Source organism: Streptomyces sp. STR69 (assembly GCF_024519455.1).
Taxonomy (GTDB): Bacteria; Actinomycetota; Actinomycetes; order Streptomycetales; family Streptomycetaceae; genus Streptomyces.
In genome coordinates this window covers 208,675-227,851 of record NZ_JALJRY010000008.1, presented here as the reverse complement: position 1 = coordinate 227,851, position 19,177 = coordinate 208,675, and the positions used below count along the sequence as shown (strand labels likewise).

17 protein-coding genes are annotated in these 19,177 nt (G+C 72.1%); 6 read left to right on the top strand and 11 right to left on the bottom strand.

What is annotated here, in order from left to right:
- Positions 1-10 precede the first annotated feature (10 nt).
- The 7 genes from OC490_RS17280 to mftA form a co-directional block, all read right to left on the bottom strand.
- Positions 11-1,192, bottom strand: coding sequence for a hydroxylase (locus OC490_RS17280; protein ID WP_262058835.1), 1,182 nt, complete (start codon positions 1,190-1,192; stop codon positions 11-13).
- 120 nt (positions 1,193-1,312) lie between these two features.
- Positions 1,313-2,698, bottom strand: coding sequence for a mycofactocin biosynthesis glycosyltransferase MftF (mftF, locus tag OC490_RS17275; protein ID WP_262058834.1), 1,386 nt, complete (start codon positions 2,696-2,698; stop codon positions 1,313-1,315).
- Positions 2,695-3,429, bottom strand: a complete 735-nt coding sequence (gene mftE / locus OC490_RS17270; RefSeq protein ID WP_262058833.1) for a mycofactocin biosynthesis peptidyl-dipeptidase MftE — start codon at positions 3,427-3,429, stop codon at positions 2,695-2,697. Before mftE ends, mftF begins: the two co-directional genes overlap by 4 nt.
- Positions 3,426-4,649, bottom strand: a complete 1,224-nt coding sequence (mftD, locus tag OC490_RS17265; protein ID WP_262058832.1) for a pre-mycofactocin synthase MftD — start codon at positions 4,647-4,649, stop codon at positions 3,426-3,428. The genes mftE and mftD overlap by 4 nt, the downstream gene beginning before the upstream one ends.
- Before the next feature lie 23 nt (positions 4,650-4,672).
- The gene (mftC, locus tag OC490_RS17260) at positions 4,673-5,881 is read right to left on the bottom strand and encodes a mycofactocin radical SAM maturase (protein WP_262058831.1); all 1,209 of its coding nucleotides are present in this window, start codon (positions 5,879-5,881) and stop codon (positions 4,673-4,675) included.
- Positions 5,878-6,153, bottom strand: a complete 276-nt coding sequence (gene mftB, locus OC490_RS17255) for a mycofactocin biosynthesis chaperone MftB (protein ID WP_200712301.1) — start codon at positions 6,151-6,153, stop codon at positions 5,878-5,880. Before mftB ends, mftC begins: the two co-directional genes overlap by 4 nt.
- Before the next feature lie 9 nt (positions 6,154-6,162).
- Complete coding sequence (gene mftA / locus OC490_RS17250; protein ID WP_262058830.1) at positions 6,163-6,300, bottom strand: mycofactocin precursor MftA; 138 nt, start codon at positions 6,298-6,300, stop codon at positions 6,163-6,165.
- 135 nt (positions 6,301-6,435) lie between these two features.
- Between mftA and mftG the strand changes: the two genes are divergently transcribed.
- On the top strand, positions 6,436-7,980 hold the full coding sequence (gene mftG, locus OC490_RS17245; RefSeq protein WP_262058829.1) for a mycofactocin system GMC family oxidoreductase MftG: 1,545 nt from the start codon (positions 6,436-6,438) through the stop codon (positions 7,978-7,980).
- A gap of 14 nt (positions 7,981-7,994) precedes the next feature.
- Here the strand turns inward: mftG and mftR are convergent, their stop codons facing one another.
- The 3 genes from mftR to OC490_RS17230 form a co-directional block, all read right to left on the bottom strand.
- On the bottom strand, positions 7,995-8,624 hold the full coding sequence (gene mftR / locus OC490_RS17240; RefSeq protein WP_262058828.1) for a mycofactocin system transcriptional regulator: 630 nt from the start codon (positions 8,622-8,624) through the stop codon (positions 7,995-7,997).
- 8 nt (positions 8,625-8,632) lie between these two features.
- Positions 8,633-10,048, bottom strand: coding sequence for a hypothetical protein (locus OC490_RS17235; protein WP_262058827.1), 1,416 nt, complete (start codon positions 10,046-10,048; stop codon positions 8,633-8,635).
- A 133-nt stretch (positions 10,049-10,181) separates the two neighbouring features.
- Complete coding sequence (locus OC490_RS17230; RefSeq protein ID WP_262058826.1) at positions 10,182-10,604, bottom strand: hypothetical protein; 423 nt, start codon at positions 10,602-10,604, stop codon at positions 10,182-10,184.
- Positions 10,605-10,730: 126 nt separating this feature from the next.
- Here OC490_RS17230 and OC490_RS17225 point away from each other — a divergent pair, with 126 nt between their 5' ends.
- From OC490_RS17225 to OC490_RS17215, 3 genes are read left to right on the top strand one after another with little or no spacing between them, the layout of a single operon-like run.
- Positions 10,731-12,137, top strand: a complete 1,407-nt coding sequence (locus OC490_RS17225) for a hypothetical protein (protein ID WP_262058825.1) — start codon at positions 10,731-10,733, stop codon at positions 12,135-12,137.
- The gene (locus OC490_RS17220) at positions 12,137-13,399 is read left to right on the top strand and encodes a hypothetical protein (protein WP_262058824.1); all 1,263 of its coding nucleotides are present in this window, start codon (positions 12,137-12,139) and stop codon (positions 13,397-13,399) included. Before OC490_RS17225 ends, OC490_RS17220 begins: the two co-directional genes overlap by 1 nt.
- Positions 13,400-13,402: 3 nt before the next feature.
- Positions 13,403-16,348 carry a tetratricopeptide repeat protein gene (locus OC490_RS17215; protein ID WP_262058823.1) on the top strand — a complete coding sequence of 982 codons (2,946 nt, stop codon included), beginning with the start codon at positions 13,403-13,405 and terminating at the stop codon, positions 16,346-16,348.
- 24 nt (positions 16,349-16,372) lie between these two features.
- Here the strand turns inward: OC490_RS17215 and OC490_RS17210 are convergent, their stop codons facing one another.
- Positions 16,373-17,602, bottom strand: a complete 1,230-nt coding sequence (locus tag OC490_RS17210) for a PP2C family protein-serine/threonine phosphatase (RefSeq protein WP_262058990.1) — start codon at positions 17,600-17,602, stop codon at positions 16,373-16,375.
- Positions 17,603-17,725: 123 nt separating this feature from the next.
- On the opposite strand from OC490_RS17210, the gene OC490_RS17205 reads away from it, so the two are divergent.
- A complete protein-coding gene (locus OC490_RS17205; protein ID WP_262058822.1) occupies positions 17,726-18,268 on the top strand; it encodes an AAA family ATPase in 543 nt (180 codons plus the stop codon).
- Positions 18,243-19,151, top strand: a complete 909-nt coding sequence (locus OC490_RS17200) for a fructosamine kinase family protein (protein ID WP_262058821.1) — start codon at positions 18,243-18,245, stop codon at positions 19,149-19,151. The genes OC490_RS17205 and OC490_RS17200 overlap by 26 nt, the downstream gene beginning before the upstream one ends.
- The last annotated feature ends 26 nt before the right edge of the window (positions 19,152-19,177 follow it).

Below are 19,177 nucleotides of genomic sequence, written 5' to 3'. Positions count from 1 at the left end.
TGACGTCCCGTCAGATCAGGACGCGCATCGGCTCGGGCAGCTCAAGTCCCATCTGGGCCAGGGCGTTGGCGTGATACGCCGCCCCCGGGACGTGGATCATGTGCTGGAGCCCCACGTGCGCGTCCCGCCAGAACCGCTGGAGCGGGTTGCCGCGGCGGATCGCGTTGCCGCCGGAGCGGACGAAGATCTCGTCCAGGGCGGCGACGGCACGCCACGCGCACCGCACCTGGTTGCGGCGGACGTTGGAGCGGTCCTCGACGGTGATGGGCTTTCCGGCCTCGACCTGGTCGTACAACCGGCTGATGCCGTCGATCAGTTGGACCCGGGAGGCGGCGATCTCCGCCGCGGCCTCCCCGGCGGCGTACAGAACGTAGGGGTCGTCGCGTACTTGGACCCCGGTCACGGCGACCCGGTCCCGCTGCTGGTCGAGGTGGAGTGCGAGGGCGCCCTCGCAGATGCCGACGACGGCAGCGGTGATCCCGAGCGGGAACATGGAGCTGAACGGCAACTTGTAGAGGGTGTCGGTGAGTCCGACCGCCTCGGCGGCGCTGCCCTCCTGGACCTCCTCCTGCCGGATGGTGCGGTAGGCGGGGACGAACGCCTTGTCGACGACGACGTCCTTGCTGCCGGTGCCGGCCAGGCCGATGACGTCCCAGGTGCCGTCGATGATCTCGTAGTCCGAGCGTGGTAGTACGACATGGAGTACGGAGATCGGCCCGGCCGGCCGCCCCTTGCCGTCGCCGACGAGCGCGCCGAGGAAGTCCCAGCTGCAGTGGTCGCTCCCGGAGGAGAACGGCCAGCGACCGCTGAGCACGTATCCGCCGTCCACGGGTTCCGCGATGCCGTTGGGCATGTACGGCGAGGCGATCCAGGTGTCCGGGTCGTCGTCCCACACCTCGTGCGCGAGCCGGGGGTCCAACTGGGCCAGTTCCCAAGGATGTACGCCGACCACACCGGACACCCAGCCCGCCGCTCCGTCGTACCGCGCGACCGCCATCACCGCTTCGGCGAAGTCACGGGGGTGAGCGCTGTAGCCGCCGAACTCCTTGGGCTGCAGCAGCCGGATCACCCCCGCGGAGCGGAGCAGTTCGACGGTGCGGTCGCTCAACTTGCCCAGTTTCTCGTTCTGTTCGGCGAGTGCGGCCAGTTCGGGCCCGAGTTCCTCGACACGGTTGACCACTTCGTGCGTCACGCCGCACACCTCCTGCTGGCTGGTTCCTCGCAAGTGCCGCACACACGCGGCGGGATGATCCCAGTGTCATTTCCGGAACCGATCGTCCGCCGGCCGGTTTCCGCTGACCGGGACTGCGGATCAGCGGGTGACGCGAGGCCGCAACGCGGTGGTGGAGCGTCCCTTGAGGGCGGACAGCCAGACGCCCGCCCCGTAGGCGAGGTCGTCGAGGCGTCGGGCGACGCCGTAGCGGACCGGGTCCAGATCGGCCCGGTCCCGTCGGTACTCCAGGGCGATGTCGGCCAGCGCGGCCACCGCCGCGGCCCGGCGCACCCTGCGGCAGGCGACACAGCCGACGACCGTGAGGGGCCACCAGTGCCGGTTGAGCAGGGCCGAGGTCTGGGCCAGGGCGGCCAGCGCGCCGTTGGCCGTGAGCCGCGCGGAGAGCCGGTGGCGGTCCCGGGTGTCGCCAAGTCTGCGGCCGATCCGGTAGGTGACACCGGCGAGGACGGCCCCGGCAACGGGCACCGACCAGCGCCGCTGGGCGAGCAGCGCGGTCACGAGTGCCGCGCTCCACGGGGCGAACACGGCGGGGGCGATGAAGCGTGGGTGACGTTCGGCGAGGGGGTGCGCCCCCGTGCCGTAGACCGCCTTGCGCAGCAGCCAGTCGTCGACCCGGGTCCGGTGCTCGTGGGCTGCCTCGGCGGCCGGCTCGTAGCGCACCCGGCGGCCCCGCTCGATCAGTCGCCAGCACAGGTCGACGTCCTCGCCGACCCGCATCCCCTCGTCGAACCCGTCCGCCAGGTCGTCGGTCCGCGCCACGACGCAGGCGGTGGAGGCCCAGGAGACGGGGCTGCCGGGTCGGACTCCGGCCGGGTGGGCGCCGAGGTCGAGGGAGGAGCGGGCGTTCTCGTAGCGCTCGATCCAGGTGGGGGCGGCCGAGGGCAGTCCGGTGATGCGGGGTACGGCCATGGCGACGGCGGGGTCCGCGAAGTGCCGGAGCAGGGTGGGCACGGTGGCGGGGGTCAGCACGATGTCGGAATCGACGAACACCACGAAGGGGGTCGTGACGAGCCGCAGTCCGGCGTTGCGGGCACCGGCCGGGCCGACGTTCGTGGTCAAGGGAAGGAGTTCGGCACCGTGTTCGGCGGCTACGGTGGCCACGGCCTTCGGGTGCCGGGACGCGTCGTCGACCACGATCACGGGACGGCCGCCGCCAACGCTGCTGAGCAGCCTGGCGAGTTGGCGCGGTCGGTCGCGGACCGGTACTACCACGGTGTACCGGGAGTCGGCGGGCGGAGGCAGTGCGCCGACGACCGGATTGGCCATCCCGAGGTCGAGCAGCCGGTCCGCGAGCAGCGCGCCCGCCGCGTCCCGCACGTTCAACGTCCGCCCGGTGAAAAGCCGTTGGGCCCGTGGGGTAAGCCGGATCAGCCGGGTCGGGAAGCCGCCGACGAGAGCCCGGCCGCCGTCCACGATCCGGGTGTGCCGGTCGAGTTCGACCAGAAAGCCGACGGGCAGGGTCATGGCCGTACGGCCTCGTGAACCGGCTCGGTGAGGCGGCCCCGGTCGTCCACACCCCAGGCGGCGATCCGCCGGACCGCGGCCGACACCATCGCGTCCATGGCCGTACGGCCCTCCTTCGCCGTGGCGCCGGTCGGGTCGCCGAGGACGCCGGACGGTGAGATCGCGTGGACGCCGTGAGCCATCAGCTCCGGGAGGAGGACGGACAGCGGCCGGGTGTCGCCGGTGACAGCCGCCGCCAACCGCACGCGTTCCGGAGCGAGATGGAGCATCACCGAGGTCTCCGCACGGCCGGCGTGCGCATCGCCCCCGAGTACGGAGCAGCCGGTCCAGGCCACGTCGTGGCCTTCGGCGCGCAGCAGGCGGACGGTGGTGTCGAGGGTGGCGGTGTTGCCGCCGTGGCCGTTGACGAGGACGATCCGTGCTGCCCACAGGGACAGTGAGCGCACCAACTCCACGAGTACCGCACGCAGTGCCTCGTGGCCGATCGAGACGGTTCCGGGGAAGCCCGCGTGTTCGCCGCTGGCTCCGTAGGGCAGCGTCGGTGCAACCAGCGTGCCGGGCAGGGCAGTTGCGGCTCTCCGGGCGACTGCGTGGGCGATCACGCTGTCCGTGTCGAGCGGCAGATGCGGGCCGTGCTGTTCGGTGGAGCCGACCGGCAGCAGGACGAGCGCGTCGGGCGGCACGTCCGGCCAAGCCGTGTGAGCCAGTTCGGTCGCGCTGTCGCCGGTCATGCTCGGGCGGCCGGGGCCGGGGTGTCGTGGCCGGAGAGGTCGGAACTGCCACCCAGTTCCAGGAGAAAGCCCGGCGGTATCACCAGGTCGTCGGGCGACAGCTCGTGGACGGAGGAGTGCCCAAGGCCCAGCACCGCCGAGTCGAGTCCGCCGCGCAGGATGTCCAGGACGTTCTCAACTCCGGCCTGTCCGTTGGCCGCCAGGCCCCACAGATAGGCGCGGCCGATCAGGACGGCGCGGGCGCCGAGGGCGAGGGCCTTGGCGACATCACCGCCCCGGCGGACGCCGCCGTCCAGGAGGACTTCGATCTGGTCGCCGACCGCGTCCGCGACGGCGGGGAGCACCCGGATGGTGGCGGGGGTGGTGTCGAGGTTGTTGCCGCCGTGGTTGGAGACGGAGAGCGCGGACACTCCGGCGTCGACGGCCCGCTTGGCGTCGTCCACGCGAGTGACTCCCTTGAGCAGGAAGGGCCCGCCCCACTCCGTGCGCAGCCACGCCACGTCCTCCCAGGTCGGGGGTGTGGTCTGCATCCATTCTCCGTAGGCGCCGAAGAAGGTGGGGGCCTCGCCGCCCGGGGGCCGCAGGTTGGGGACCGAAAGGTCGGGCAGGCGGCGGGACCTGGCGAACCGGAGCAGCCAGCCGGGGTGGGGCAGCACATCGGGTGCGAACCGCAGCATGGTCTTCAGGTCGAGCCGGTCCGGGATGGCGGGGCTCCCCCAGTCCCGGCCGTGCGAGAAGGACCAGTCGAGGGTGACGATGAGGGCCTTGGCACCGGCCGCCCTGGCCCGGTCCATGCGCTGCACCATCGTCGCGCGCGTACCGCTCCAGTACAGCTGGTAGAAGAAGTCCGGCTGCGCGGCGGCGACCTCTTCAACTGCCTTGCTGGCAAAGGAACTCAGCCCCATGACGACACCCCGGCTCGCCGCCGCGCGAGCCACGGCGACCTCACCCTCGGGGTCCACCGCCTGCACCCCGGTCGGCGAGATGAGCACCGGGAACGCGGTGGGTATCCCGAGTACGGTCGTGGACAGATCCCGCTCCGCGTGGTGGCCGACCACCTTGGGCGCGAAGCCCAGTTCGGCGAAGGCCGCCGTGTTGTCGTCGATCGTACGGCCGCGTTCCGAGCCCGCGACGAGCGCGCCGTAGACCGTGCTCGGCAGCCGTTTCTTCGCCCGGCGCTGCGCTTCGGCGACCGTCTCGAACCAGGGGTTCCCGCCCATGACGTGTTCTCTTCTCTTGAGTTCTAGGTGAGGCGCAGCCCGGCCAAAGGGTCCTCGGCGCAGTCGCCGACCGGGGGCCGTTCCGGGCCTCGGCGTCGGGTGAGGACCAGGTCCACGGGCCGGCGGCGGGAGTGGTCGCCGGACGGCTTGGGGAGGTCCGTCCGGTCGTCGGCGCGCTTGGCGAGTTCCTGTTCGCCGTAGCCCTGCACGCACTCCGGGTCGGGGCCGTCCAGGGGCAGGCCGGTGAAGAACTTGGCGGCCATACAGCCGCCCTTGCAGGTGTCGTAGAACGCGCAGGAGGCGCAGGCTCCGCCGTGCTGGGGGGTGCGCAGCCGTGCGAAGAGTTCCGAGCCGCGCCACACCTCGGTGAAGCCGCCGGGAGCGCGGACGTTGCCCGCGAGGAATTCGTCGTGGATGGCGAACGGGCAGGCGTAGACGTCGCCGACCGGGTCGATCAGGCAGACCACGCGTCCGGCGCCGCACAGGTTGAGGCCGGGTAGCGGCTCGCCATAGGCGGAGAGGTGGAAGAAGGAGTCGCCGGTGAGCACCTTGTCGCCGTGCGCCAACAGCCAGTCGTACAGCTCGCGTTGCTGGCCTGCGGTCGGGTGGAGTTCGTCCCAGACGTCGGCTCCGCGCCCCGAGGGGCGCAGTCGGGTCAGGCGGAGTTGGGCGCCGTAGTGGTCGGCGAGGGCCTTGAACTCGTCCAGTTGGGGGATGTTGTGGCGGGGGCAGACGACGGAGAGCTTGAAGTTGCGCATGCCTGCGGCGGAGAGGTGTTCCATGGCCTTGATCGCCGTGTCGTACGAACCCGGGCCGCGCACCGCGTCGTTGACGTCCGCGGTCGCGCCGTCGAGGGAGATCTGTACGTCCACGTAGTCGTTGGCGGCGAGTCGGCGGGCGGCTTCGGGGGTGATGCGGACGCCGTTGGTGGAGAACTTCACGCCGACGTGGTGGGCGGTGGCGTAGTCGAGGAGTTCCCAGAAGTCGGCGCGGACGGTGGGCTCTCCGCCGCCGATGTTGACGTAGAAGACCTGCATGGCCTCCAACTCGTCGATGACCGCCTTGGCTTCGGCGGTGGACAGCTCGCGCGGGTCGCGGCGGCCGGAGCTGGAGAGGCAGTGGGCGCAGGCCAGATTGCAGGCGTAGGTCAGTTCCCAGGTGAGGCAGATCGGCGCGTCGAGTCCGGATTCGAAGAGGTCGACCAGCCGTGTTCCGGCGGCGGTGGCGGTCATGGGGTCCTTCCGACGAGCATCGATGACTCGGCGAGGGCTGCCAACGCCCTGTCGTAGCGCGGTAGTTCGGCCTCCGGCACACCGGCCGCGAGGCAGGCGGCGCGGGCCGTGGGGGCGTCCGCGAGGGACTCGACGACGGCCAGGAGTCTGCGATCCTTGAGGAACGTCAGCCTGCGGGTCCCGAAGTGGTAGAGCAGCGCGCCGAACGGTTCCGGGCGTACCGAGACTTGGGGGTGCAGGCCGAGGGCGCGGTCGAGGGTCGGCGCGGTCATGCGGGCGGCTTAGTAGACACCGCACATGCCGTCGATGGAGATCTCCTCGATGAGGTCGTCGGCCTCGATCAACTGCTGTTCCGTGACGGGTTCTTCGGCCCTGTTCTCGTTGGCCGGGACGGTCGGTACGGAGTGGAGCTCGTTCATGCGACTCTCCCTGGGCATCCGGCTGGGCATACGGGCGGCTGCGCCGTCGACAGTAATGGCACCCGGTGCCGAAAGTGAAGAGGAAGTCACCATGATTCTTTCGACCGGTCGGTCTATATCGGCGCCGAGGTCCGGTTGAGCCGCCCGGACGTCATCGTCGTCGGGGCGGGCGGCAGCGGAGCTCCCCTGGCCGCACGGCTGAGCGAGGACTCCGACCGCAGTGTGCTGGTGCTGGAGGCGGGGCCCGTGCCGCGCCAACGTCCGGGTTTCGCACATGAGTTGCTGGACGCGCGACTCGTGCCGGGTGCGCAGCCCGGACATCCCGCCGTCCAGCCGTATGCCGTCCACCTCACGCCGCAGCGGCCCTACACAGTCGCGCGGGGGCGCGTTCTCGGCGGGTCGACCACCGTCAACGGCGGCTACTTCGTCCGGGCCCGGCGCGAGGACTTCGAGCGGTGGTCGGCGGTGGGAGGTGCTGCCTGGTCGTACGAGCGCGTGCTTCCGCTGCTGCGTTCCCTGGAGGCAGACCTCGACTACGGCGAGGACGAGTCGCACGGCGCCGAGGGTCCGGTACGGATCCGGCGTACGGACCTGCGGCATCCCGCCGCTGTGGCATTCCGGTCAGCCGCACGGGAGTTGGGCTTTCCCGAGCAGCCCGACAAGAACGCCCAGGGCAGACCCGGGTTCGGGCCGGTACCGTCCAACGTCGTGGACGGGGTGCGTGTCAACACCGGCGTCGGCTATCTGCTGGGCGCACTCGATCGCCCCAACCTGACGGTCACGGGCGGTAGTTCGGTGACTCAGGTGGTCGTCGAGCGGGGCCGGGCGAGGGGTGTCGTCGTCGAGCGCGACGGGCGTCGTACGACGGTGGAGTGCGGCGAAGTCGTGCTGTGCGCAGGGGCGTTCGGCTCCGCGCACCTGCTGCATCTGTCGGGCATCGGACCGTGCGAGGAGTTGGCGCGCCTCGGCGTTGCGACGACCGTCGACTCCCCTGCTGTAGGAGCCCGGTTCGGTGACCATCCGCAGTTGGTCCTGGAGTGGCTGCCCCGGCGGCCGGTGCCCGCACCCGCCGACTCCTGGCTCGGCGGATGTCTCCATCTGTCCGCGTCGGACGGCGGCCACCCGGGCGACCTGGAGATACTTCAGTCACTCGTCCCGATGGCGGGCCTGACCGGTGGCACCGTGACGGTCCCCGGCGCGCCCCTCGCGTTCCTGGCGTCCGTCCAGTCGCCCCGGCTCGGCGGCCGACTGCGCACGCTGTCCGCCGACGCCGCCACTCCCCCGCGTATCGACTACGGCTATCTGGCGACCGGCGAGGACCGGCGGCGGCTGCGCGAAGTGGCCCGTGCCACGGCCGCGTTGGTCGCCACCGACGCGTTCGAAGAGGTGTCGCGCGGGCTCGTGGAACCGGGGCCGGACGTGCTGGCGGACGACGAGCTGCTCGACCGGTGGATCAAGGCGCGGCTCGGCACCTCGCACCACACCTGCGGCACGGTTCCCATGGGCCCGGCCGACGATCCCGGGGCCGCGGTCGACCACTACGGGCGTGTGCACGGTGTGTTGGGCCTGCGCGTCGCGGACACGTCGATCCTGCCGACTCCGCCGCTGCGCGGCCCGGCGGCCACCGCCGTGCTCATCGGCGAACTCGTCGCCGACGCCATGCGGCGCGCCCTGCCGTGACACGGATCGACGGATCAGGCGAGGGCCGGGGCCGGGCCCTCGAAACCCGCCGCGAGTTGCCGCAGGCCCTGGTCCAACAGGTCCCCCAGGCTTGCCTGTTCGTCGGTCAGCCAGTGTTCGTAGGCGGCGATGCACGCGGCGAGGACGGTATGACCGATCAGCCGGGGCAGCAGGTCCGAGGTAGCCCGGCCGGTGCGCCGGGCGGCGAACTCCGTGACGAGTGTCCGCCACGACGCGTACCGCACGGTCGAGTCGGCCTGCAGTGTCGGGACCCGCAGGATGAGCGCCATGCGCTGCCGGTGCCAGGGCACCACCGCCGGGTCGAAGCGGTTGAACTCCACGACCGCGCCGCGCAGCGCGTCCATCATCGGGACGGCCGGATCGGTGGCCGCCAACAGGGCGTCGAGCTTGACCAGTTCGGCCGCGAAGTCGCCCCACACCAGGTCGTTCTTGGAGGCGAAGTAGCGGAAGAAGGTGCGGCGGCCGATGCCTGCCGCGGCGGCGATGTCGTCGACGGTCGTACGGTCGAAGCCGCGCCCCGCGAACAACTCGAAGCCCACCCGTTCGAGGACGGCCCGCGAGGTCGCGGGCGGCCGGCCCGTTCTGGTCGGTCGCTGTCCGTTGTCGCCGTTCGCAGCATCCACAGCGCACATCATGCACAGGTGCGGGGGTCGGCGTGGTCCCGCACGACCCGCGTCACCACGTCCGCCACCCTGCTCAGGCGGCGCTTGCGGAGGTCCAGGACGGGCGTCGTGACCGAAAGGCCCTGGGACACCAGCAGGTTCATCAGGGCCCAGATGAGGTCGGGGCGTCCCGCCACGGGGAGTTCCCCGCCGTCCGGGGCGATGACCCTGGCCGTGGTGACGCCCGCGAGGAGGTTGCTGCGGGCCCAGTCGACCACGTACGAGCGGCCGTTCGGGCCGGCGACGAGGACGACTTCCTTGGTCCGGTGGAGGACCGTCAGATAGTTCATCGGCACCGTCAGCCGCCGGGCGGCGTCGAACGGGGGTGTGCCGTCCGCCGGTTGGATGCGCAGGACCGTGTCGAGGACCGGGCCGTGGTCCTGGAAGGTGGTCCTGCCGCGCATCTCCAGGAAGCGGGCGCGCACCAGCACCCCTGCGCGCCGCGACCAACGGCGGCCGACCCATCCGAACTCACCTTCATCACCCGGGAGTTGATCCGCCAGTCGACGCGACTCCTCACCCGGCTCGGTCACCGGCGCCTGGGCCTCGGGGCAGGCACGGTACCGGTCGGCCAGGGCGGCGTAGCGTGCCGCCGTGTACGGGTCCAGCTTCCGCAGGTCGATCGTGTCGCCGGTCATGACGACGCCTCCGGCCTCCCGCGAGATCCGCATCTGCTGGAGCTGGCGGCCCGAGCGCCGGGTCACCTCGGCCGAGCGGCCTTCGAGATCGATCAACCGGGAGGTTCTCGTGCCCGCCAGCAGGGCGCTGCGCGGCCATTCGGGCGTGACGGCTCGCCGCGCCCCTGGAACGGCCGGCTCGACGAGCACGACCAGACGGCCCGCCGTGATCGCCGACAGGCACACGGACGGCACCCGCCACTCGCCCGTGACCTCGAAGTCCCCGGTCCCGTCGGTCCCGTTGTCGGTCTCCTCGGTGTCGTGCACCCGCAGTCTCAGTCCGATCAGCGGTGTGAACTCGTCGGGGGTGTAGTTGCCCACATGGGTGGTGAAGGCCGACTCGCCGTCCGGGTTGTACCGGACCAGGGATGCCTCCAGTACGTCCGCCCGCATCAACCGCGCCTGCGGCGAGCCCTGTTGGGACCGGGGCGCCAACAGCACGAAGGTGTCGTCCCGGTACGGGAAGCCCCCGCCCTTCAGTCGGTCCCTTCGCGTGATCCCGGGAAACTCGTTCCGCGTGAAGATGATCGCGGAGACGGGGATCGCGAGCGTGATGGCCGCCCCGGCCGCCGCCACGGCAACCGGCCAGCCCCAGCCGGGGTCCTCGTCCCAGGCGGAGTAACCGATCGCAAGGAAGAACGGGCCCGTACAACAGCAGAGCGCGGCGAACAGCAGATTGCCGATGAAGACACCGGTACGGCTACGCACGGCCTGGCCTCCGTTCCTGTCCTCTGTGGACTCGCCTCGCTGAAAATGCTCACAACTCGACCCGGAAACGCCCGCCGGCCGGGTCGACCACCGCCTTGCACCGGAGGCCCCCGCACAGGGCGGGGTGGTGGCGTCACGGGGTCGTACCGTCCCCGGCGTAGAGGTAGGCACCCGGCCGGGCGGGGTCCGCGACCAGCAGCACCTCGTCGCCGGTGCGGGGGATCCGCAGCTTGGAGACGATGGCCCGCAGGGTGATCTGCTCGGCGCTGCCGGACGGCTTGAGGACCAGGTCGACGACCGGGTCGTGGTTGATCAGTTGGCCGGTGTCGCCGATCGACAGCACGACGGCGGACGTGGTCGGCGCTCCCGCCGCGAGCAACTGCTGCACGCCAAGGCCGGAGTTGTACGCCCCCATCGACTCCTGGACCCTGGCGAAGTCCTCCTTGCCGAGAAAGGCGCGGGTGCTGCGGCCGTAGAAGCCCTTGCCGCCGGCCACCTGTGCCGCGATGTCCGCGGCCCGCTCCTCGCGGCTCTTGCGACGTCCGAAGAGTCCCATGACGGTTCCTCCTTCTGATCGGGTGGTGTCCCGTGGTTCCCGCTGTCCCTGTGGACGCTAGGTGCTCCCGTTCGCCTACCGATCCCAGGTTCGACCGCCCGATCCGGGACGACGTACCCTCCTGACATGCCGCTTCCGAGCCAGTCGACCGACGCGCGCCGTCCGCGCGCCATGGTCATCGACGGCTCCTGGCGCGCTCTCGGGCCGGGTCTTGAACCGCTCAGCGGTCCCGGGGGCGCCCCGCTGACCCGGACCGTCAAGCTGATCCTGCTGCCGTTGGTCGTCCGGCCCGCCCTGCATCCCGAACTCGCCGCCGACTTCCTCGCGCCGGAGCCGGCCGCCCAACTCGAAACGCTGATACGGGAGTCCGGCGCGCGGCTGGTCGCGACGGCACAGTGGTTCACCCTGCTCAAGCGGACCCGCCGGGCGCTGGGCGTGGTGGCGGGCAATCCGCAGGACCTGTATTTCCAGCGGTGCTTCGAACTCGCCGCCGAGCACGGAGCGCCCGCCGCCGGTGCGGACGGCGGCGCGGGCGCGTTGGCCAGGGCCGTGGTCGAGGATGTGGCGGACTCGGACGGCGGCCGTACGGTGGACGCGCTCAAGCGCCACCTTGCCGACGACGCCCAACACGCGCGTATTGAGAGGGAGTTGGCCCTCGCATGGGAGAGCCGCCGGACTGCTGCCACCTCTGGTACGGCCGCGGTGGTCGCGCGGGCGGCCGAGGTGCTGGAGGCCTGCGGCGGGCCGGACGGGCCGCGGGACTCACCGGAGTACGGGGCCATGGTCGAGGCGGGCGACGGTGAGCTGTTCGGCCGCGCTCTGTGGGCGGACATGAGCGGGGACAGGCTCTGGGGCCGTGCGGATCTACCGACCCATCTGGGGCTGACTGAGCGGCAGTTGCCGCCGCGTCCGCAGGTCGGTCGGGGTGCCTCGACGGCCACGCTCCCGGCGCCGCTGGACCGCACGCTCTTCGAGCGGCTCTTCGTCGTGCTCCAGTCCTCGGCCCGGCGCGAGGAACTGCCGACGGTCCCGGAACTCGTCCGGCGCGAGGTCGGCCGTAGCTGCGCTCCGCTCGGTCTGTGCGACGAGAGCCTGCGCGTCGCCGTCGTACTCGGCGGCCGTCTCGCCGTCGGTCTCGACCCGCTGGGCACCGGGGAACCGGCGCCGGGACGGACCTCCGCACACCGGGCGGTCAACAGCCGTTGGCGTCGGGAGGCCTCGGTCCTGCGCGCCCGCCGGATGACCGTCTCTCCCCGCCCCGATCCGGACGGCGGCGTCCTGGACGCCCTCGCCCAGGACCTTCGTACGCCCTGGGCCGCCTACATGCGGCGGTTGTGGGTGCGACTGCACGGACGGGACGTCCGCGACGCGCCGCTGGCGGACACCGCGGCGGCCTGGGCGGTGCTCGACGGGGTCGCCCGCTCAGTGATGATGGACCACCGGGCCAGGGTCCGGTCGGCGCTGCGCGCGCTGTCGACGCCTGCGGCGCCACCATCCGCCGTGGCCGAAGCGGCCGAGTCGAGGAGTGCGTGATGGCGCCGCCTCCCGTGGATGTCCGCGTCACGCGGGACGACGAGGGCATCGTCCAGGTCGCCGTCGGCAGTGCCGGTCCCGACTTCACGGTGGCGGTGCTCGACGTCGCCGGAGCGGTGCTGACCTGGCCCGTCCTCGGGAATTCGGGACCGCCGGCCGCCGAGATCCACGACGTGGGGCGGGCGCAGCAGTGGCTGTGGGCGGTCTACGGCGAGGGCGCCGCCGCGGCCGTGCAGGCCTGCGCGACGGGCGAGCCTGCCGAGGTACGAGTGCGGGCGGACCCGACCACCCTGGCGGCCGACGCCGCCCGGCTCGGTTTCGGGCACTGGGCGGCCCGCTGGTGGCCGGCCTCACACCTCGACGGCATACCGGCGCTCCAACCGGACGTACTGGGGCTGGAGTTGGCGGCGCTGACCCATCGGTGCCAGCAGTTGTTCGACAGCGGTGACGGCTTCGGTGACTCCGGCGACCAGCCCGACGACTGCGCGGCCCAGCTGATCGAGGACCACCGGGCCGCCCTCGACCCGCTGATCCAGTGGTGGCGCGCGGCACCGGGGTCCTCGACGGACACGGCACGCCGGTTGGAGAGCGTGCTGCGGCTGATCGACGACGCGGCGGACGGCGCCGGTCTGGACGGCCCTGAACTGCGCCGACTGCGCTTGCTCCTGGACCGGCCCGGTCCGGCGGCCGCTCCGCCGGCCCCCGGCGCGCTGTTCGACCGGTCCGACGGCTACGCCCTCGCGGCGGGCGAACTGCTCGTCGCCGGCGGCCGGTTGATCGCCCGGGGCTCGGGGACCAACGACTGGCGCCGCTATCCGCCCGGGCTCGTCGACGCCTCCGAGGCCGCGGTGTCCTGGACCGCCCGCGCACTCGGCGCGCGACGACAGTTCGAGGTCGACGTCGTCGCCCACAGCGCGGCACCCGCGAGCGGTGCACCCCTCGCGGCGGAGGTCCGGGTGAACGACGGTCCGCGGAAACGGGTCGTCCTCGCCAGGCGGGACGACATGTGGACCGGCCGGGCGGACCTGGACCTACCGGCCGACGAGACCCGGCCGCGCGTCGAACTCGGCGTACTGCTGCCCGGTTTCGACCCCGGACCGGGTCCGGAAACCGGTGCCGAACGCGACGCGGTCCGCACACTGGTCCGGCGGCGCCTCGCGGCGGCGGCACAGCCTGTCGCGTACGACGCGCTGCCGCACGGCAGTTCCTCCGCACCGTTCCTCGCCGAGATCGCCGCCGCCACCATCGATGAGGACTACTGACGGATGCCGGACCAGGAAGACGACACGCCGGACGGCGCCGGTACGGTGACACCGCTCTACGGTGAACCGTTCGACAGCGCTCTGGCCCGGGCCGAGGAACATCACCTCAAGGCCGAAGTCGCCGCCGCGCTGGCCGTCTACGAGGAGTTGCTCACGCTGGCCGAGTCCCTTGAGGACTCGCCCGACGTACGGTTCCTGCGCGCGCACCTGCTGGCGAACGTGGCGAGTGTCCAGCTCGCCGCCACGGACTTTGGGGCGGCGCAGGACGCCATCGACCGGTCCCACGTTCTGCTCGACGGCATCGCGTCGGCGCCGATGGGGCCGCGCGGACGTCAGCTGTGGCTGGAGCTGGTGCTGCGGACGCTGATCGCCAGGTCCGATCTGCTGCGCAGGACCGGGCACTTGGACGAGGCGCTGGACTGTCTCGACGAGGCGGCGCTCAGGCTGCCCGAGTTCGACGACCCCGATGGCTTGCGCACCTCCGAACTCGGCCTGAACCGGGTGCACTTGCTGATGGACCGGGGTGCTTGGGGAGCCGCCGAGGAACAGGCGTCGGCGCTGCTGTCGACCACGCCGGAGACGGCGGTGGAGACCATCCCGCGACTGCTGGTCGCCCTCGGCATGATCTGCGCGTCGACCGGCCGCTTCGACGCGGCCGAGGACCATTTCGCGCGCGCCGAGGAGCGCTTCCGGTTGTCGGGGGACACCGGTGAGCAGCAGACACTGCTGGCGCACCGGGCGTACGCCGCGCTGCATCAGGGCGAACTCGACCTGGCGGAGCGGCTGTTCGCGGAGGCGTCCGCGTTCTTCGAGCGGCAGGGGTGGTCCGGCGACCTCGCGGTCTGCGAACAGGCGCGTGCCTTCCTCGCCGGTCAGCGCGGCGACGACAGCGGCGCGGAGGGCCTGTTGGCGGCGAGCCTGGAGCGGTTCGAACGGCTCGGTGCCTCGATCGCCGCCGCCGACAGCATGCTGCTGGGCGCCCAGCACGCCTACGCCCGGGGCGACATCGACGAGATGAAGCGGCTGGCACAGGAAGCCCGGGACGTGTACCAGGAACGGGAGGTGTACGAACGGTGCGCGCAGGTCGACCTCATGCTCGCACGCACCCTTGAGGACAACCTGAACCGGACCGACCACGGCGACCGGGAGCGGGAGTCCATCGACAACGCGCTCTCCCTCGCGCTGCCCGCCGCGCTGGCCCTGGAGGCGGCTCGCTACGACTTCGCCACCGCCCACGCGCGCAATGAGTGGCTGCGGCTCGCCGAGGACGCCGTAGAGCTGGTGTTCCGTCTGGTGATCCGCCGACAGGACCAGGGGCTGCTCTTCGAACTGGCCGAACACCGTTGCGCGGGCGCTTCGTTGGCCCTGAATCCGAGCCCGACTTCCGCCCCGACTTCCGCCCCGACTTCCGCCCCGGCCTCCGTTCCGGTTGAGGACCTCGCGTCGGTCTTCCCGAATGCGGCCATGAAAACGTACGGGCACGCGAACGGCACGATGACCCTCGGTGGGGTGGCCGCCGAGGCCGCCGCCTCCGCCGGACTGCGGGTCTCGCCGCCGCCGAAGGTGCGGATGTCGGCGCAGTCGGGCCCGGGACGCGTCGCGCTCCAGGAGTACATCGCGGCGGCCGAGTTCCGTTACCGGCGGCCGATCGTGGACGCGGAGGAGGTGCCGTTCTGGATCACCGACGACATGACGAGCCGCCCGGTGGTCCAGATCCGGCTGGCCGACGCCGGTGATCTGTTCATGACCTGGACCTGGGCCGGCGGGGCCCGGGGGTTCGGCACGGGGCACGGCCCCGGCGACGAGGTCGACCGGGCGGTCCGCGCGCTCTCCGATGCCCTGCCGGGAGCGGATGCCGGGACGGAGGGGATGCGGCGGGCGTTCACGGGCGCGCTGGCCGAACACGACAGCGAGGGGCGGCTCGCACGGACACTGGCCGAGGCGCTGTGGCCGGAGGGGCTGACGGCGCAGATACGTCAGGTGTCGGAGCGGGCGGGCCGTCCGCTGGTACGGATCCAGCCGTCGCCCCGGGTCGCCCAGGTCCCCTGGGAGCTGCTCGCCGTCGACGACGACGATGTCCGGCTCATCGACCTGGCGGACGTGGTGACCACCGCACCGGCGTCGGTACGGCCACGAAATCCGTCGGCCGCAGCGACACAGCGCGCGGACACGGGCCCTGTCGTTCTCGTCCTCGACCCCCGTGTCCCCGGCTTCCGCGCCGACTCCCCGCTCGGTTCGGTGCTCGGGCCGCTCGGCTCCGACCCCGAACTGCTGTCGCTGGTCCGGCGCCATCTCGACGCGGGCGGCGTCGTACCGTCCGTCGCGACCCCGGCGGAGGCCTTCCGCCGTACCGACCTGGACCGGGACTGGCTGAGCGGTGTGCTCCGCAAGGGCGCCCGCAGGCTGCTGTACGTCGGGCATGTCAGCGGTGCGCCGGTCGAGGGCGGGCAGAGCGAGGACGGCACACTGCACCTGTCCTGCACCGCGGAGACCGTCGGTCTGGCCGAGGCGGTGCGCACGCATCGGCCGCTGTCGGCCAAGGATCTGCTGCTGGGGACGCTCCCGCTGCGCGTGGACGGCGAGCCGGGCGCGCGGATCTGGCCGGCGCCGGCCCGTGTCGCCCTGATCGGCTGTGAGAGCGGCGGTGATCTGCGGTTCGCCGAGTCGTTCGGGCCCGCGACGGCGATGCTGCACAACGGTGCGGAGTTGGTCACCGCCACCCGCTGGGTGCTGCCGACCAGCTTCGCCTTCCATCGGCTGGCCCAACTGCCGGACTCCGTACGCCCGTTGTCGGAGGCGATCGTCGCGGTCGACGCGGCGCACGAGCACGAGGACCCCGTGCACCGGCTCGGCCGCTGGCAGCGCGAGCAGCTCGACCGCTGGCGCGCGGACGGCCGTATCGAGCACTCGCCCCTGCTGTGGGCGGCGCTGACCTGCATCGTCGTATGACCGGGATCGCCCTGCCGCCGGTCGTCACAGTCGGACGATGATCAGGGCCGTGTCGTCGGTGGCGCCGCCGTGCGGGAGGAGTTCGAGGAGTACGGCGTCGGCGAGGGCTTCGGGGTCGGTGTCGCGGTGGCGGACGAGGGAGTCGGCGAGGCGGATCAGGCCTCTGTCGATGTCCTCGTGGCGGCGTTCGATCAGGCCGTCGGTGTAGAGGGCCAGGGTGGTGCCGGGTGTGAACGTGGTTTCGGCCTGCGGTCTGGGCGTCGGGGCGGGGCGGGCGTCGAGGGGCGGGTCGGTGGCCCGGTCGAGGAATTCCACGCGGCCGTCGGGACGGACCAGGACGGGCGGTGGGTGTCCGGCGCTGCTGTAGGTGATGGTGTGGTCGTCGAAGTCGACGAAGGTGGTGACGACGGTGGCGGATTCGGCACCGTCGACGACGTTGGCGTAGCGGCCCAGGATGTCGAGGGCCTGGGCGGGGCCGTCCGCGACCCGGGAGGTGGCGGTGAGGGCGCTGCGCAGCTGGCCCATGACGCCGGCGGCGGCCAGGCCGTGGCCTACGACGTCCCCCACGGACACACCGATACGGTTGCCGCCGACCAGGTCGACCACGTCGTACCAGTCTCCGCACACGTTCAAGGAACCGACGGCGGGCCGGTAGCGGACGGCGATCTGGTGGCTCGTGCTCTGTCGGCGGGTGGGCAGCATCGCCTCCTGGAGGGCGAGGGCGACCTCGCGTTCACGGGCGTGGGCGCCGCGCAGTCGTTCGTTGACCTCCTGCAGTTCGCGGGCACGGGTGTACAGCTCGGCCTCCAGCACCCGGGTGCGACCGCCGCCGGAGCCGCCGCGGGCCCGGATCAGCTCGGTGACCTCCTCGACCCGGTGGACCAGCAGCACCACCTTGCCGTCCGGATCGAGGAGCGGTGTGTTGACCGGGCTCCAGTAGCGCTCCTCCCACTGCCCGGGGCAGGCCGCGGACTCGACGTCGTACCGCTGGAGGGCCATGGTGTCGCGCTCACCGGTGGCGATGACGCGACGCAGCGAAGTCTCCAGGTTGCGCATGCCGGTGGCGGCGTGGTCGTCCGGGTTGTCGGGGAAGACGTCGAAGAGGAAACGGCCGACGACCTGCTCGCGGGTGCGGCCGGACATGCGCAGGAACTCCTCGTTGGCGTCCGCGTACACCAGGTCGGGTGTCAGCAGCGCCACCATCCCGGGCAGCCCCTGGAACACCGCCGCGTAGTCGATCGTCGCGTGCATCATGGCCCTGCCGCCCATCACCGCTGTCACACCATTTTCTCACGATACAACCAGAGTGGACGGGCCCCAGGAGACGCAATGTGCCCACTCGGTCACTGGGCGACACCTGACCGGTAGGGTGCCCCGGTGACCCCGCCGCCCTCCTCCCCCACCCGGCTGATCGTGCTGCGCGGCAACAGCGCCTCCGGCAAGAGCACGGTGGCCACCGCCCTGCGCGAGCGGTACGGGCGCGGTATCGCCCTGGTGCGCCAGGACGTCCTCCGCCGCGAGGTGCTGCGCGAGCGCGACATTCCCGGCGGCGCGAACATCGGCCTGATCGACCTGACCGTCCGGCACGCCCTGGCGCACGGTTTCCACACCGTGCTGGAAGGCATCCTCCACTTCGCCCACTACGGCGAGATGCTGGCCGGGCTGCTCGCCGACCATCCGGGCCGCACGCACTGCTACTACCTCGACGTGCCGTTCGAGGAGACCCTGGCCCGGCACGCCACGAAGCCCATCGCGGACGAGGTGAGCGAGCACCAACTCCGTGAGTGGTACCGGCCGTTGGACGTGCTCCCCGGTGGTGTCGAGACGGTGGTCCCGGCGGCGAGCCCGCTGGAGGAGACGGTGGAGCGGGTGCTGCGCGAGTCCGGCCTCGGCAATGTCCTTCCGTCGCGGGCGGATTGACCGGTCGTACGCTGTCCCGGTGATCGAAGGCGAGACTCCGGGTGCGGCGGCGGCGCGGCTCACCGGGTGCACGGTGGCCGGTGAACGTCCGCTGTCCGGGGCGCTCACCGAAGTCGCCCTCGACGGCGGGCAGTTGGTGATGGTGAAGCGGGCCCAGGCGCCCGGCGCGGTGCGGGCCGAGGCGGCGGGGCTGCGCTGGCTGGGGGACGCCGGTACCGTCCGTGTTCCCGCCGTGCGCGGCCGGGACGAGCGGTGGCTGGTCACCGATCGCGTCCGCACCGGTCCCCCGAGTGCCCGGGCGGCACTGCGCTTCGGTCGTGACCTGGCCGCCCTGCACGCCGCCGGGGCACCGGCGTTCGGCGCGCCGCCGCCCGACGGACCCACGGAGGCGTTCATCGGGCTCGCCCCGATGCGCAACGTTCCCGCCGCCGACTGGCCCAACTGGTATGTCGGACAACGGGTGTTGCCCTATCTGCGCAGCGCGGTCGACATGGGCACCCTGGAGCACGCCGAGGCCGCGGTGGTGGAACGGGTCTGCGCACGGCTGCCCGAACTCGCCGGTCCCGCCGAGCCGCCCGCGCGGCTGCACGGCGATCTGTGGGACGGCAACGTGTTGTGGGGCGCCGACGGACACGTCCGGCTGATCGACCCGGCCGCGCACGGCGGACACCGGGAGACCGACCTGGCGATGCTGCGCCTCTTCGGCTGCCCGTATCTGTCCGAGGTGCTGGAGGGATATCAGCAGGCCGCGCCGCTCGCCCCCGGCTGGACCGACCGCGTCGGGCTGCACCAGCTGTTTCCGCTGCTGGTGCATGTGGTGCTGTTCGGGCGCGGCTATGCCGGGCAGGCGCTGTCGGTGGCGCGGGGCGCCCTGGCCGGGTGACAGCGGGCGAGGCCGCCCGTCGCCAC